Annotated in this window: 10 protein-coding genes and 1 pseudogene; all 11 read right to left on the bottom strand. The window is 45.0% G+C overall.

Annotated elements, in window-relative coordinates; all coding sequences use genetic code 11:
• Positions 1-5 precede the first annotated feature (5 nt).
• The 11 genes and pseudogenes from AM231_RS21680 to AM231_RS21630 all read right to left on the bottom strand — a co-directional run bounded on the left by AM231_RS21680 (position 6) and on the right by AM231_RS21630 (position 15921).
• A complete protein-coding gene (locus AM231_RS21680; RefSeq protein ID WP_054404479.1) occupies positions 6-689 on the bottom strand; it encodes a class I SAM-dependent methyltransferase in 684 nt (227 codons plus the stop codon).
• Positions 690-711: 22 nt separating this feature from the next.
• Complete coding sequence (locus tag AM231_RS21675) at positions 712-1566, bottom strand: ATP-binding cassette domain-containing protein (protein WP_207383668.1); 855 nt, start codon at positions 1564-1566, stop codon at positions 712-714.
• A 67-nt stretch (positions 1567-1633) separates the two neighbouring features.
• Entirely contained in the window at positions 1634-2434 is an 801-nt protein-coding gene (locus tag AM231_RS21670; RefSeq protein ID WP_054404478.1) for an ABC transporter ATP-binding protein, read from the bottom strand.
• Positions 2435-3280 carry a nickel ABC transporter permease subunit NikC gene (gene nikC, locus AM231_RS21665; RefSeq protein ID WP_054404477.1) on the bottom strand — a complete coding sequence of 282 codons (846 nt, stop codon included), beginning with the start codon at positions 3278-3280 and terminating at the stop codon, positions 2435-2437. It abuts the gene before it with no gap.
• Between the two features lies 1 nt (position 3281).
• Positions 3282-4220, bottom strand: a complete 939-nt coding sequence (gene nikB / locus AM231_RS21660) for a nickel ABC transporter permease (protein ID WP_054404476.1) — start codon at positions 4218-4220, stop codon at positions 3282-3284.
• A gap of 16 nt (positions 4221-4236) precedes the next feature.
• Positions 4237-5730 (bottom strand): nickel ABC transporter substrate-binding protein, encoded by a 1494-nt coding sequence (gene nikA / locus AM231_RS21655; protein ID WP_242615267.1) that lies wholly within the window; start codon positions 5728-5730, stop codon positions 4237-4239.
• A 279-nt stretch (positions 5731-6009) separates the two neighbouring features.
• Positions 6010-6795 (bottom strand): class I SAM-dependent methyltransferase, encoded by a 786-nt coding sequence (locus AM231_RS21650; RefSeq protein ID WP_054404475.1) that lies wholly within the window; start codon positions 6793-6795, stop codon positions 6010-6012.
• Positions 6796-6847: 52 nt separating this feature from the next.
• The gene (locus AM231_RS21645; protein ID WP_054404474.1) at positions 6848-7381 is read right to left on the bottom strand and encodes a GNAT family N-acetyltransferase; all 534 of its coding nucleotides are present in this window, start codon (positions 7379-7381) and stop codon (positions 6848-6850) included.
• Between the two features lie 694 nt (positions 7382-8075).
• Complete coding sequence (locus tag AM231_RS21640) at positions 8076-13589, bottom strand: S-layer homology domain-containing protein (RefSeq protein WP_054404473.1); 5514 nt, start codon at positions 13587-13589, stop codon at positions 8076-8078.
• 269 nt (positions 13590-13858) lie between these two features.
• On the bottom strand, positions 13859-14329 hold the full coding sequence (locus AM231_RS21635; protein ID WP_054404472.1) for a DUF5381 family protein: 471 nt from the start codon (positions 14327-14329) through the stop codon (positions 13859-13861).
• A gap of 351 nt (positions 14330-14680) precedes the next feature.
• Positions 14681-15921, bottom strand: a pseudogene (locus tag AM231_RS21630) (DUF438 domain-containing protein).
• Positions 15922-16399: the final 478 nt, after the last annotated feature.

Here is a 16399-nt window from a genome sequence, read left to right as displayed (position 1 = left end):
CTCTTTTACAAGCGCGTAAATCTGAATATATAACTATTCTCATAAATGGACATCAATTCATCACTCAAGTTCCTGAAATACTTCTCCTCATTAGATACCGCCACAAAATCGGTCGGCACTTTTCGCTTAATTTCCACTCGAAATCCCTCATTGCTAAAGGCAGAGGCAATGTCGTCAAGGGTATGCATATTCGCTTGCAAATGGCTGTACTTTTCAATCTCTTCTTTAAAAAAATCCTGGCTCGGGTTCGTCGTTAAATCGGTGTAGGTTACATAATAGACACCACCAGGCTTTAGCGCTTTGCTCAATTTCCAAGCATGCGTCTTTAAATCGTCGATCAAATAAATGACGGACAAACAAAAAGCAAGATCGAACTTTCCCTCGAACTGTTCCGGAGACCCCGATACCATATAGTCGATTGGCAAGCTGCCCTTTCTTTCATTGGCTATTTCAATGGAATCCCGTCCTAAATCGATACCGATCGCTTCCTTGTACGGCTTGAATTGATGAAGAAGCCTTAGAAAGCCTCCTCGATTACAACCGAAGTCCAGAACAGAATAATCCGATAAATCATCTTCCTTTATCGTTGAAATCAGCTGCATCCAGCCCTTCAGATGTCCCTCTTCCATCAGAGATTCGCCTTCGTCATTGTTCCACCATACCTCATAACTTTGTTCATTGACTGTCATCTTTGCCCGCTCCTTACTGTTTTTAATTTGCATTTGCTGCCAATAATAGTTCTTGCGTTCCATCGAAAGACGGAGTAATCCTGGCCTTACCGCGATCTCTTGGGTGACTAGGGAGAATGGAAGCCACAAGCTGCTTAGAAACGGGATGCTGCATCGCAGAAAGTGGTTTTTTGCAGCTTATGGTTTCGACAATTTGCCCTTTGTACATGACCGCCAATTGATCCGAAATGGAGCGAACCGCCATAAGATCATGAGAAATAAACAGGTATGATAATAGATACTGCTCTTTCAGGTCTTCCAGAAGCTTCAGAATTTGATGCTGAATTAACACATCAAGACTACTGACGGCTTCGTCCAGTACAATCAGTTTCGGTTTGAGTGCGATGGCTCGCGCAATACTTATTCGCTGCAGCTGGCCGCCGCTGAATTGATGAGGGTATTTGGACATATCGTCCGGGCTTAATCCGACCGATATCAGCAGTTCTTGAATAGTTCTCTTCTCTTCGCGTGCGCTCAGTTTTTCGAAATTTTTGAGAGGTTCTCTGATCGATTCGTAGATGGGCCATCTAGGATTGAGTGAACTATAGCAATCCTGGAATACGGTTTGAATTTTTCTGCGAACGGCTAAGCGTTCTTTTCTACTCATGGATGCCAGGTTTTTGCCCTCAAACCAAATCTCACCTTCATCCGGCTTTTCCAGACCCAAGACCATCTTTCCCAGCGTACTCTTACCGGAGCCGCTCTCGCCGACCAATCCTAGACACATGCCTTGATCCAAGGTCAAACAAATGTTGTCCGCGACCTTCAATTTGTTGCTGTTCAACAAGGTTCGTGCGCCAACGGTAAAGCTTTTATTTACATTCCTTAATTCAAGCATACTTCCACCCCTAGAAAACATACTGTTCATCATATCCAGGTACCACACAGCCCTCTTAACAACCTCTTTAGCTGAGCCTTGTGCCAGGTCTTGCTTGCAGCAGCATGCACGTATACGGATGCTCTGGCTGATCAAACAGCTTGGCAACCGAAGCTTTTTCTACGATACTCCCATGGTTCATGACCATTACCTCATCAGCCATATAAGCAATAACACCAAGATCATGTGAAACGAGCAGCATTGCCGTTTCCTGCTCTTGGCATAACTCATACATCTGTTCCAGCAGTTGGACCTGATGAACGCTGTCCAAGGCCGTGGTCGGCTCATCGGCGATCAATACGGCTGGCTGCATCGACATCGCAATCGCGATCATCACTCTCTGAAGCATCCCCCCGCTCAATTGAAACGGATACTGATCCATCAATTTGGCAGGGTGAGGAAGACCTGTTTTGGCAAGATAGGTCACTGCCAGCTCGTGAGCTTCCTTGCGTGAGAATGAAGTATGCGTTCGAAGTGTCTCCATAAAATGCTTGCCGATCGTAATTGTTGGATTAAAGGCACTCATCGGATTTTGCATAATGACCGCTAGATCCTTACCTCGCATGCTTCTCATTTGGTTGGCATTCAATTGCAGCAGATTCTTGCTGCCCAGATGTATCGTGCCTTGTTCTATAATGGCCGACTCTTGGAGCAGGCCCATTACCGCCAGGCAGGTCATCGTTTTACCGCTTCCACTAGCTCCAACAAGACCTAGTACTTCTCCTTTTTTCAGTTGAAAGCTAACGTCGTTCACGATCCTCTTCATGCCTTGAGGAGTTGAGACACTAATATGCAAATGATCCACGCTTAACACGGTGTGGTTGTCCATTTACTTCACCTCAATTCTTTCTTGACGAGGATCTAACGCATCCCTCAAAGCATCTCCGATAAAATTAAATGCCATGACGACTAACATAATACAAACACCGGGATACAGCATCAGCATCGGATTGCTCTTCAAGAATTGCTTACTGTCATTTAACATGGCCCCCCATTCTGGTGTAGGCGGCTGAATGCCCAGCCCCAGAAAGGAGAGGCCCGAAATACTTAAAATAATGCTCCCTAAATTTAAAGTGGCCAGTACAATTGTAGGAGGCAGTATTGTAGGGATAATATGAAATAGAATAATTTTATAACTTGGCGTTCCGGCAATTCTCGCAGCTTGAATGAAATTTTGCTGCTTCGCTGTAATCACCATGCCGCGGATCCAGCGCGCATACCAAATCCAGTAGGACATGACCATGGCAAAAATAACGTTGACCATGCCGGGTCCAAGGATTCCTAGCAAGGCAAGAGAGAGAATTAAACTGGGAAATGCCATCAACAAATCACAGAAACGCATAAAGATACGATCAATAACGCCGCCGATATATCCGGAGAATGTTCCAATAACGACACTGATTAAAATAATCAACACCATAACGATAAATGAGATACCCAGCGAAATTTGCGTCCCATAAATCAATCGCGATAAAATATCCCTCCCTAAATGATCTGTGCCAAGCAGATAGGTGGATGAAGGTCCTTCCAGCTTATGCTCCAGACTAACGAAATTAGGGTCATGCGGCGTGAGCCATGGTGCAAATAGCGCAAGAACAAGCATGAGGACAAGCATAATGCAGCTGATCAGTGTAAGTTTGTTGTTCATCAATTTTTTCAACACGACCGAGTTCATGCTAGTACACTCCCTTCTTGCGCACCCGTGGATCGATAACCGCATGAAAAATATCGATTAACAAATTACATATAATAATAATCGTGGTAACCAGCACCACATAGCATAGAATGACCGGATAATCCCTGGCAGACAAAGCATTGACGAAATAGCGCCCCATGCCAGGCCAAGCAAATACATTTTCCACAATAATAGACCCGCTTAGTTTATGACCGATATGCATGCCCATGGTCGTAATAAGAGGTGTAATGGCATTCTTAAGCACATGCTTCCCGATAATGATCTTCTCTCGAATCCCTCTTGCTCTCGCATAGAGGACATACGGCTGATGCAATTCGTCGATGGTACTGCCCCGCAGCATCCGTGTGTACACGGCCACAGATGCCAGGGCAAGGGTGAGGGAAGGCAGAATGAGATGCACTAAGCCTCCCCTCCCTGATACAGGGAAATAGCCTAACTTTAATGAAAAGATATAGATGAACAGAAACCCCAGACAAAAACTCGGCGTTGCCGCTCCAACAAAAGAGAGCGTCCGGCTAAAGTGGTCAAATAGTCGGTCTTTATACAGTGCCGAGAATATACCGATTGGCAGACTGATTAGAAAAGCAAGAATAATCGATGAAAATGTAAGCTCCAGGGTTGCCGGGAGATAATTCATCATCTCCTCCCACACCGGATTCTTAGTGATATAAGAGCTGCCAAAATCCAGCCGAATTGCACCGCTTAGCCAATTGAGGTATTGAGTATATAACGGTTGATCTAATCCGAGTTCGGTTCGGACAAGCTGCACCGCTTCATCCGATATGGGAATTTTCGATAAACGCAAGTACGCTTCTGCCGGATCGACCGGAAGCAGATGAACCATCAGGAATGTAATAATTGAAACGCCCAATATGATGGGTATTATGCTTAGCACTCGCTTTACGATAAACCAGGCCATATTCCCTCATTAGCTCCTATTCCTTGTCTATTTTCTCGAAGGGAATCTCGCTATTCATTTGTCCAAATTCGAGCCCTTTGATGTTTTTATGGTATACGGTCAAGTTCGTACCATAAGATATCGGCAGGTATACTGCTTGTTCATGTAAGGTCGTGAGGATATAATCGTACAGCTCTTGCCGCGTTTTCTCGTCCGTGCTGAGCAGAGCTTCCTCGATTTTCTGGTCAAGCTCCTTCTTCATCGGCAGTCCAACCTGTGCCTGGTAATCAGCATGCGAAGGGATGCGCATGGATGAAACCATCGCGTGAGGATCATACGGTATGCCGAACGTATCGCTGAAGATCATATCAAAGTCGCCGTTTGTTTGACGCTGTCCGAATAGTTGGTTTTCTTCCCCAATCAGTTTTACGCTCACTCCGATTTTTCTCAAATCACCCTGCAGCACTTCAGCGATAGCTTTATGCACATTGTTGGCACTATCAAAACACAGCTCCAATTCCAGTACATTTCCATCTTTTTCTCTGAACTCTTTATTCGCGGGCAATACCCAGCCAGCATCATTCAGCAGCGCTTCCGCTTTGCTCACATCATACGTATATGGTGTCAGTTTCACATCGGAATACGGAAAGTTTGCCGGGAATAACGTATCGGCCAGCTTGTCGGTGCCGTAGAATACATTATCGATGACTGATTGTTTATTGAAGGCATATTCCACAGCTTTTCTTACATTAATATCTTGAAGAGGACCCTTGTTGGAATTCAATGCGATGGATTTGGTGAACAGCGGTTCGGAAACGGCTGTTTCGTACTTGCCCGTCTCCTTCAGATATTTAAATGAATCCAGGCTGATGCTGCCATCGCCGTAGATCACATCGATTTCGTTATTTTCAAATGCCAGCACTCTGGATTCGCCATCGGGAATAACCGCGACGTGAATTTTATCGACTTTCGGCATCTCACCCCAGTAGTTTTCATTCTTACTGAATTCGGCATATTCATTAATTTTGTAATCCGTCAAAACCCACGGACCTGTTCCGATCGGCGCTTTAATCCCTTCGGAGGTATTCCCGCTTTCAGGAAAACCAGCCTCTCCCAAGAACCGGAGCGGGCGAATCAAGGCCAACTCTTGCAGCATTGGATAATAGGGATTATGTAAAGAGATGGTTACGGTGTAATCATCAACTTTTGTAGCTTCTTTGATCTGGTTTACCAGCTCCAGCCAGCTATGTCGCTGTCTATTAGCAAGTACCGCATCTACGTTCTTAACTACGTTAGCCGCATTAAATGCAGAGCCGTCCGAGAACTTGACGTCCTTGCGAAGAAAGAACGTATATTCTTTGCCGTCTTCTGAAACTTCCCATTTCTCGGCCAGATGAGGAACCACTTTACCGTCAACATATTTAACAAGCGATTCATATACCATATTCTGCGCGAACATTTGGTTCGGGGCATACATATGGGGATTGAGTGGACCAATATCGTTAGCCGACGAGAATCTAATGGTGTTCACTCCGGTTTCGGACGATGCGTTATTATCTGCTGCCGAACTTGAAGAGGAACCATTACATGCGGTTAAGAGTAGAGAAAAGACGAGCAGAACTGTCAACAAATAAGAAGATTTAAAATAACGTTTAGATAAATTAATCATTTATGTAAGTCACCTCAGTAAATTAACTAGTATTGTAAATAAATTGTAAGTTGTTCTAAAGACAACGTGTTACGAATGGTTTCAAAGGTAGCACGATAAGGCGTGCTTGAATATAGTCAGGCTTTCAAGTGCTGGTGCCTATTAGGAATGCTTGTACCCGGCAACGATAAATCTTCGATGGCTGTCAATAAAACTTAAGCGATAAGCCAGTGGAAAAGATTCGGCGTCTGCAGCGAGCAAGTGCTGAACATCATATTCTTTCAGCTCCTCAATTCCTGCTGCTTCCATTAATGCAATGACCTTTCCCGGTTCTACCCCGCTAAAAGGAAGCATGTGGGACATGTCGTCGTACCCTCTTCCTTTTCCCTTCCAGGGAATCGTTCCTTTGGTTAGAAAAGTCAATGTATGTCCCATGAAAATTCTCATTTTCTGTTTTTGTGACAAATTCCGGTTCGTCCAGTCTCCGTCCATAATCAGCAGCTTGCCGCCTGGTTTAAGCACACGGACCCATTCACGGATGGCTCTTCCCGGATTCGGCAGCGTCCACAGCAAATGCCGGTTGGCAACCACATCGAATGATGCGTCCGGGAATGGCAATGCCTCGGCATCACCTTGGAGAAACGTACAATTCAATTGCCGCTCGGCGGCTTTCTCGGTTGCGATCTCGATCATATTAGGCGATAGGTCAAGTCCAGTGACTTGATGCCCCATCTGAGCAAATTGCAGAGCTAGAAAACCTGGGCCCGTACCGACATCAAGAATATCAAGCGTCCCCTGCCCCTGTGACTCTAACAATCCAGACAACGTTTCCTGCCATAGGCGCTGCTGCTTTTCTGTTTGCAAATACATATCGCTGCGCCCCGTGTACTCACGTGAGCGCCAATTCCAATCCGCTGTGATTCTTTCCTTTAGATTCATGCTGGACATCGTGCCTCACCTTCATCCTACAATGATGTAATGTTCATAATGATTCTCAGGATTAACCTCCCTGAGCTAAAGCCAGCTTCTTGTCCATGTGTACGGTTTCAAAAGAATCAAACGGCTCCAGCCGGAATTCGAACCCTTGTTTCTCCCAGAAGGATACGGCCCCTGGCAAGAATCGATGTGTATGTAAATACATGGTTTCATATCCCTTGTTGCGAGCGATCGGAAGTAATCTTTTGACCAACTCGGTTCCAAGCCCCTGCTGCCTCAGCTCCGGCTTAACATAACATTTGACCAACTCTGCCGTGGTCTCTATCGAGTAGTTGCCTTTAATGTCTGGAATCCGATCATCGTAAGGCAGAAAAGCTATGGTAGCAGCAATGGCACCTTCTCGGTCGAATGCCGCAAGAAAGGCAGCTGTATTTGATTTATAATAAATCTCTTCAAAAGCTACCATATCGGGAGGCAGCCCATTCGGGTCCAGCATAGGAAAGACCTCTCTTACAATCTCCATCACGAAATTCATGGCCGCGGGCAGCTCATTTAATTCAATTTCTCTTATCACGTACTTCTCCAAACATAAGCTCATGTGGAATTCCTCCTTCCTATCAACTTCTATTGCAAATATGTATTCTTATTCGTGTTACATCCATGCTCAAAAGTAACACGATGCTACAACCAGATGCTGCTGAGCCGTTTATCTGAAATAATCAATTGATATCTACTTCCACGGAAGTGAGCTCAACCCACATCAAAGGTTCAAATATGCCAGAGCATATTGGAGCGTGTTACTGATTGTGCTACTTTTCGATTCATTCGTAACACCAAGAGGCATGACTGAGCAATGACGTATGACCTCCTTGTTCGTTTTTGCACATTGTATTAGTATAATTATTTCTTATAAATGAGTCCACATATATGAGAAACATCACATCGGCTCCGATTTGAACGATAAGCAGCGTATGAAATCGTGTGATCGAAACACAAAAAAACCCTCAGCAAACCGCTGAGGGAGTGGAGAATACTGAGAAATGTTACCCAATATATTGTAGAAAAATTGTTCATTAAGATTGTTGAAAAAAAGTTCGGCAGATTTATATCACCATGGTTAGAAAGAAATCAATAATCGGTATGGCATACATAATCGTGCGGCACATCCATAATATCTCTTCATTATATTTGTCTTCATTATTCTAGGGCCTACCTTGCTTCTAACTGTATATATGGCTGAGCAAAAGAAAGTCCTTGTTGCCGCATTATTGTGGCAACAAGGACTTCTCTCTTTATCTATACAAGTGAGCGAACAGATTCAACAGCATTTGCGCGCTCTCCGCGCGGGTCGCCAGGCTCTTAGGCGCAAGAACTCCATCGCCTTTCCCCTGCATCCACTTCTGGTCAACTGCAATGCTCATTGCTCGAGCTGCCCAGTCGCTAATGCTACCTTGATCTTTGAAGACCGACAGATCCGACCCGGTTGCCAGCTCCCCATTTGTCGCTTCCCATGCACGAGTAAGCATAACAGCCATTTGCTCACGCGTAATTGCTCCATTCGGATCGAAACGATCACCGCCCGTACCTTCAACCAGGCCGGCTTTGGATGCTGCTTGAACAGCATCATAGTACCACGCATTAGCATCTATATCGCTAAAGCTTCTGCCCTCATCAACGCCCTCACTAATGCCGAATGCTCGAACTAGCATCGTAATAAACTGTGCACGCGTCAATGTATCCGACGGGCCAAAGCTTGTATCCGATAAACCTTTCATGATGTGCTTGGCTGACAGAACAGCAATTGCGTCATGAGCCCAGTGTCCGGCAGCAACATCTTCATAAGAGTGTTCATAGCTTAACATTGCATAAGTGCCGGGCGGGTAAACCCGGGCCTCAAGGACATCACCATTTCGTGTTCCTCCAATATATACGGCTCTGCCATCATCAGTGAGCGAATAAATCCCCATCAGCCCTGCGTCTTGTTTCGCTCCGATAACAAATTGCAGCTTAATTGGTTCTGCTGAACTGCTGCTGGAATGACGTGTACCATCAGCCGTTATAACAGCCGTATTCAGTACGACGAAGCCGCCTGCCGGCTTCATTCCGGCATTACCAGAATGCTGCTTCACTTTATTATGAACTGCTGATTTATCAGCAGCTTCCATGATGGAAACTTGAACAGCGATCTGAACTGTATCTGTGTCACCATACTGGCCTGCCATCTCTGCTAATGCAGCAGATGTCAGAATAGCTTTAACGTCACCTTTTACAAGCGTAATTTGACCATTTTTCATAAGTTCGGCTGAATGGATTGGAAGAAGCACTTCCGTAACGCCGTCATTAAATTGGATAACGGCATTGCCCCCAGCTTGCTTCAACTGCTGTTCCGTAACTACCATTTGTTCTTTACGAACTGCAGGTGTCGGTGGTGTAACTGGTGCTGGATTCGTGACTGGTGGCACTGGTGGCGCAACTGGTGTTGGATTCGTGACTGGTGGTGTAGGTGGATTAACTGGTGTTGGATTTGGTGTTACCGGATCTGTATTTTCCCAGGTAATCGTATAAGCAAGCTTCGACACTCCATCTGTACCAAGGACATGAATGATCGTTTTGCCCGATGCTTGACGTTGATCTTCAATAGTAACTACAGCGCCCGCTTGCGTCGGAACAGCAGCTACAACCGCAGACGACGAAGCCTTCTGCTTGTAGTTCAGTATCCCCGGCGAGAAGCCGCTAATGCCTGTTCCGTCAATCGTCAAGGATGACAATGTAGCATCAGTTTGAGGAATAGCAATTCTGGACAGAGATGTACCTGCATTCGGTGCATAATAAATACTGCCGTCGATGCCCAGCGTCATGCTGTTGACGAACGTATCAACAACCATCTTATACTGCAGTGTATCCGGATCAATAGCTACAACTTTACGTGCCAATGTTGTATATAACAGTCCCTCGGGGGACCAATGCAGCTCATATGGCATCCATTTGCTGGAGTTGTACATACTCGGACGGATAAGCCTGCTCTTTACAACTTGCTTCGTATCCACATCCAGAGCAAATATCGTGCCGTCTACTACGCCCCATAGCAATCCATCGGGACCAAACGACAGGCCTCCAATCATGCGCGGCGCTTCATCAATGTCGATTCCATTCAACGTGTACTCATCAATCTTTTGACCTCTGGCAACATCCCAAACAAATATTTTGGCCTCATCTTCAGAAGGATCAATGCCTAAGCCACCCCACTGAGTCGTGCTTCCATATAGTAAGCCGTCCTTATACGCCAGCCCAATAATACTATGATCTTTAACAACCTCTGTGTGGTCATACTGGGTCCATACATCTGTTGCTTCATCATAAATAACAAGCGCGCCGCCAAGGAATCCATAGTCCGGCACCGTTCCTACGAACAGCTTATTGTCCCCGGATGTGATGGCAAAAGGACGATCCTGATGCGCAATATCAAACTCCAATTCAGGATTCTGGTTTAACATCACTTCCTTGGTCGGATCATAGCTGTACATAATGGCAGATACATAAGTGCCGAAATATGCCTTATCATTCAAGAAACCGATACCTTCTGGCTGTGCGAAGGACGAAATGCTAACGTCAATATTGGACGTAAACGGATTATAGATGCTCATGCCACGCTGATAACCGCCCATATAGAGCCGGCCGTCAAAGCCTGTCTGAAGTGATTGAATATTAACCGGGTTAGAGTCAATGTCAAGTTCAACAAACTTCATCCATTTATCAGATGGATCTATTAATACGTACTCCCCGTATTGAGTAATCATCGCTAAAACGGTCTTGCCCGCTTTTTCACCGCTCTTTAATTGGACCCACGCCATATCCTTCACACGGGTGGTATCAGGCAGAGGGAAAGGCAGTTCAATTTCTGTCGATGTCTTTGTGCTTATATCATATTGATAGAACTTCGTTAAGTACTTGTAATAAATCAAATTCGAATTGAAGGGAGAAGGCTCAGAAATCATATTGCTGTACTGGAATGTGCTTTCAATTTCAAGCGTTTCCAGATCCATAACCACCATGTTAATGGTACTTACCGAGACAAACAGCTTGCCGCCATGCACAAACACATCAGCGATCGTCTCTGTTGCTCCAGAGTAGCCTGGAATATGGATCTCTGTTTTTTCGCCGGTAATGCGATCAATTTTGAACAACTTGCGAGTAGTACCGAGTCCTGCATAAATATATTTGTCGTCAACTGCAATTCCGCGCACATATTGCTGGCCAGGGTCAACAACACCGTATTGCCGGAACTGCTTGGTTACCGTGTCATATTCGTACACCTTGCCGCCCGCCGATTGATCGAACGTGCCGCCATATACCTTAATGCCGATATTTTCAGGATCTGAATGATCTTTTCCTTCATCTATAATGTAATCGATCGCTTCCAGATCCCATGTCCAGCTGTCCAGGCCATTATAGCCAAGATTCTCGATTCTTTGTTCCGTCGGTATATACCGGTATAAAATGCCATCCTCTGTACCTGCAAAATAAACATTCTTATCTGAACCGATTGTCATTGCCCAGGTTGCAACCGTGTTCGGAATGACCTGCTGGAACTTCAAAGCACCGGTCTCACCGTCAACGGCAAAGAAGCTTCCCGGCTTTCCGTTCGTAACAAAATAAGCTTCATTATCCCCATCCGCATTCCTTTGCACAGCGCCTGCTTGCCCTAAATTTACATTCACCATATCGCCCAATACTTGCGGCGCTTCATATTGACGATCCAGAGGAGCCTCGTGAGCCAGTCTCTCAATGGATATATCATCGAAGTAAGCCTCCGTCAGGCTGATTTCACCAGAGTACAGGAATATTCTTAAATATTTGGCATTAGCGGGTGCTTCTGAATACAGCCTCATCGTGGACCATCTATTACTGCCCAGCGATACATTTGAGAAGAGAGCTTCATCTGCCTTAAGTTGCTTATCATTCTCATCATAGTAGTAGACCTGTGCAACGATATTATGTGTCTGCTGCAGCACATACACCTGTGCAGAAACAATAATGGAATGATCAGGTGTAGCGGTTACCTTATTGCTCATTACCTTTAAAGCGTCTGACGTCGAAGCGTCTTTGAAATAGAGGCTTTTTTCTCCATTAAACTTAACTTCGCTGCTGATGCTAAACTCGCCTTTTCCGAAGCCAAGACTCCAGCCAGGAATGGCGCCGCCTACGAGTTCTTCCTCAAATCCCGGATTTACGATATCATCCGATATTTCTTGTTCAGGCCCCTCTGATTGTTCGGCTGATACGGCTACATCGTCAATATATACTTCAGATGTGCTGACTCCTCCGGAGTTAAAAGCAATTCTTGCTGTTACCGCCTCTTCCGGAACAAGCGATTCTACCATCAAAGAATTCCATTGATTAGCCTCAACCGTAATTCTTCCAGCTGCAGGCTTGGTAACATAGAAGGTTTGTTGTGCGCTCCCTACGGGCTTATCATTCTCGTCATAATAATAAATCTGTTGAACAAGACTATGAGACAGTTCCACAGGATACAACTCGAAAGCTATGGACAGCTTATCACCTGACGTTACATTGAACGCATCACTGTCTACACGTAATGATGTCGTAGTAGAGTTATCCAGAAAGTAAAGGCTGTTAGGTGTGCTTTTCGCATGCGTCTGACTTAACTCTGCTATGCCGCTTCCAACTTTTGTCCAACCCGGTATCGCCATGTTGCTTTCATACGGCAAATCAAAAGATGGATTTTTCAATAAGCTAACAATGGGCTCTTGCGGCTCTGTAACGATCATTTCCTTCGTTATGGAAACATCATCAATGAATACCTCAGAATTGCTGCTATTTCCAGAACTAAATACAATTTTTGCTTTGACTGCACCTTCTGGGATTATGTATGGTGCCGAAAGTGTATTCCATTCATTCGCTGCCATATCTTGATCAATGACGTAGCTGGCCTTCTCCATATTCCCTGCTGGCGCATCATTGGCATCATAGTAATAAATTTGCTGTTCAAAGCCCGAAGCCAATGCGACCGGAAGAAGTTCAAAGGAGACATTTAGTTTCTCCCCGGCATTCACACTGAACATACCGCTTTCTACGAGCAGTGGATCCGCGGCTGAATTGCTACTTATGTGAAGGCTGCCCGGTGCACTTTTCGCTTGTGCTGTGCTCACTTCTGCCGTACCCGTCCCTGATATGGCCCAGCCTGGAATCCCAGGGTTGAACATGGGATCTTCGAAGCCCGGATTGGCAAGTTGAACGGGATTCGAGTTAATAGTCACAACCGCATCATCAACATATAGCTTCGTCAGGCTCGGAAAGCCTGAGTATAATCCCACTCTGACATGTGTAATTCTGGCATCCGATATGTTCGCTTCAACCACAATAGGTGTCCATGCCCCCACAGGAACATTGTCCTTCGGATAGCTCGTTGAGAATGCGTTTGGTGTTATTTCAGTGTCATCAGAATAGAAGTGAATAACAGGCTGAATTTGAGCCGTCTGATCCGCTGCCGATTCTTTATATACGTAAGTAGAGAACGTAACCGTATCGTTCGTTTGGACAGGGATCGTATCACTTAGAACTCTAAAATGGCCCGTCGGTGCAGCTCCATTCGTTTTATCATGGAATAGAAGACTGCTATTTCCGCTTCTTGTGTATTCAGAGCTGAGAGTCGCACTGCCAAAAGCCGATGTCCCAGGATCAACAGACCATCCCGGGATTTGGCCTGTTACCTCCATATCAAAACTTGAGTTGACCAAAGGAACCGGAATTGCTTGCGGACTATCGCCATCTGCTGCAGTAATCAAAACTGGGAACGCTCCCAAAATTATCGAAAAACATAGTCCCAGGATGAGCAAAGCTTTTATTTTAGACCTTTTCACATGAACACTCCTCGCATCAGTGGATTCGTCTTCTGATATTAATAATTAGTAAATGCAACAAACAGGATCATTAAGCAGCAACAACTTCATAACTGGAAACGCTTTCAATTTGCTGTATAAAATAACCCCTTAACTGCCTCCTCCCCATATCATATCTAACTTGCCTTGTATTGTAATGCACGGTAAAAGGTCTGTCAATAATCCTTTCCATTACGACTGATCAGCCCCCGCAGGCGCTTCATGACAGACTGAATTTCGGTATCGGTCAACAAATAATACGTGTTCACGGTCCAGATCTCTCTGTTTTTCAAATGAAAAATCAGCACAGGAAACTTCGGAAACAGCCACTTCCGAATGGATGGGCCGCTATAGCTGATACCTGCAATCTCCGTCCAGGCTACAGTCCGCGTATTGTCAGAAACGGAACGTTGATCGTATGTTAGCAGCTGCGTGTCTGATCTAAGCGCCTTTGGCAAGCTGACTACAAAATATCCTCCAAAGAACGGAATCCCTATTATGGCTGATGTGATACAAAAAAACTTGCGAATAAAGGAAGTATCCATAAAAAAAGCGGCATACAGCAGGAATAGACAGGTCAGTACAAACAGTAAACTGCCTAGTGCTTTGCCCCATGCCACGGATTTCCGATAAGATATCGAGTTCATGATCTAGCGCCTTTCTGAGTTTATTTGAACAGTTCACTAATCCAGCGAACTCCCTTTTTGGTCACTTTAGCTCCGCCATCACCGATAAAGGCTCCAACCGTACAACGACGCGATGAATGTACAAAGAAACCGTCTCGTTTTGGTTTATGATTGGGTGATACCTCCATTTTATCAAAAAGCGGTTTCTTTATGTTTGACTAAATGAAAAAAGGGGCCGTGTCTCAGTCATCTACGATGACTTTTGGGACAGCCCCTTTTAGTATGTATGAAGGCGAAGCGTGGCTGCTCGAAACTACAATTCGCCGGTTCGCGTTGGTCAGGATGTTTTCTATAAACTTACGGAGAGAGTATTCATTTTTGACCTGTGAGTTCCTGAATCGGCTTAATGTTTTGAGTGAATTCCAGCGTGCCTAAATAGTTCCCTTCTTCATCCCTTACGGCAAAATAACGAATGTAGACGAATTTATCTTTAACCGGGATCCAGAAATCTTCTGCATCTTTGACACCTGCTTTGAAATCAGCAAGCAGCTGATTGACGACGTGAACGCTTTGCGGAGGATGGCAGTTCTGAACACTTCGGCCGATCACCGCTTTGGTACGAACGAAGATTCGTTCTTTTCCCTGGGAAAAATATCGAACGATATCATTTTCATCGATAAAGGTTAGGTCGACCGGTAAATGATTCAAAATGGATTCCATCTGTTTGACCGATAAAATGCCTGTACTCATTCGGATATATCCCTCTTGCAGCGGAGAAGACGCCATTCCCTGATCTGCGCCAGGCTCAGCTGCTCTTTCAGGATTCCATTGTTGATCGGGCGCAATTAAGCAATAACCGACCTCTTCGCTTTGGGCAGCAATTTGAAGCCATTCATCCTCCGTCAACTTTTCCAGAGCCATAGGTAATAAGATATGTTCCTCTTTATAGATCATTTCTGTAACTTCGTTTAAGACGCGTCTGGCCAGATCCACTACGATCTCGGCTTGGCCCTCAAAATGAGTAAGTTTGGATTTCACTTCTTTTATGCCCATTCGGATACCGTCATCTACTGCCCACATCACCTTGGTCGGTCCAAAAATTCCGTATTTTTCGAGAAAAGGAAACAGCAAATTTTCTTTCCAGCTGTAGTGTTTATCTACATCATAGAGGAGACTGAAATCCTCCAGCAATTTGAGGCGATTTGCCTCTCCTTGATCCTTAAGAAACTGATCCAGATGCAGTGCGATTTTGAAGTTTGCCAGTCGATCGATTTCCTGGTTCTCCATCTTAAAGGTAAACAGAGGATGTCCAGGCTGCTCTTCAGGTTTATGTGCTCTGTGAATGTCTTGGATGGAACCTTTGAATACCGCAGCATGCACGCTGCACAGTCGCTGTACTTCGGTTACCGGTATTCCTTCCTCCTGCATCAGCACTTGCTCCAGCTCCGAAATTTCATCAACCGATATTTCGCCTACGGCTTAGTTGAATTTTGACTTTACTTCCACCACGCTTTTTCCATGGTGCAGCTCTTTAATGATTTCCTTGAGCAAATGTAGACGGGCAGTTCGATGAGCAGAAATTCCTTCCTCACGGTTATAATTAATTCACTCATGTTCATCACCTCTGTTTTGTTTGAATATATAAAGATTAAGCTCTATCTTGTTTACATCTCTAAACTAGCATCCTCATGCTCCACGGATTGTGATTAAAAGCACAGGGTAATGAAGATTCATTGAACAAAGAAAGGTGATCTATCTTCTTCGAAAAATCTTTGCCCGCTTGACGAAATAGCCGCACGACTGAACGAAGCCCGCTCAGCCATATATACGTAACAACCCTTGTTTCCGAATTGCATCGGGCTGGTACACAAAAAGCGACCGATCACGGTCGCTTCTTTATTGAATGTATGGAGGGTAGTCAAACCCCTATAGTGAAAAATCCGTAACACCTTTTTACCAAGGCTCCACCAACCCGAACACAGGCTGATGACGATTACATAGATTTTCGACAATTCGTACTTCTGAATCAGCAAATACTCTTTGAATTTCTTCGTCTGAATCAACAAGGAAACCTACAAACGAGCTTTAAGG

This window comes from Paenibacillus solani (genome assembly GCF_001277345.1).
Taxonomy (GTDB): Bacteria; Bacillota; Bacilli; order Paenibacillales; family Paenibacillaceae; genus Paenibacillus_AQ; species Paenibacillus_AQ solani.
The sequence above is the reverse complement of the archived record's forward strand: the minus strand, read 5'-3'. Positions and strand labels throughout refer to the sequence as shown.

Bases quoted from the DNA above. Each gene is read 5' to 3' on its own strand.
- AM231_RS21670 (WP_054404478.1), bottom strand. From the start codon at position 2,434: ATGGACAACCACACCGTGTTAAGCGTGGATCATTTGCATATTAGTGTC.
- nikB (WP_054404476.1), bottom strand. From the start codon at position 4,220: ATGGCCTGGTTTATCGTAAAGCGAGTGCTAAGCATAATACCCATCATA.
- AM231_RS21680 (WP_054404479.1), bottom strand. From the start codon at position 689: ATGACAGTCAATGAACAAAGTTATGAGGTATGGTGGAACAATGACGAA.
- AM231_RS21645 (WP_054404474.1), bottom strand. From the start codon at position 7,381: ATGAGCTTATGTTTGGAGAAGTACGTGATAAGAGAAATTGAATTAAAT.
- AM231_RS21635 (WP_054404472.1), bottom strand. From the start codon at position 14,329: ATGAACTCGATATCTTATCGGAAATCCGTGGCATGGGGCAAAGCACTA.
- AM231_RS21650 (WP_054404475.1), bottom strand. From the start codon at position 6,795: ATGTCCAGCATGAATCTAAAGGAAAGAATCACAGCGGATTGGAATTGG.
- nikC (WP_054404477.1), bottom strand. From the start codon at position 3,280: ATGAACTCGGTCGTGTTGAAAAAATTGATGAACAACAAACTTACACTG.
- AM231_RS21675 (WP_207383668.1), bottom strand. From the start codon at position 1,566: ATGCTTGAATTAAGGAATGTAAATAAAAGCTTTACCGTTGGCGCACGA.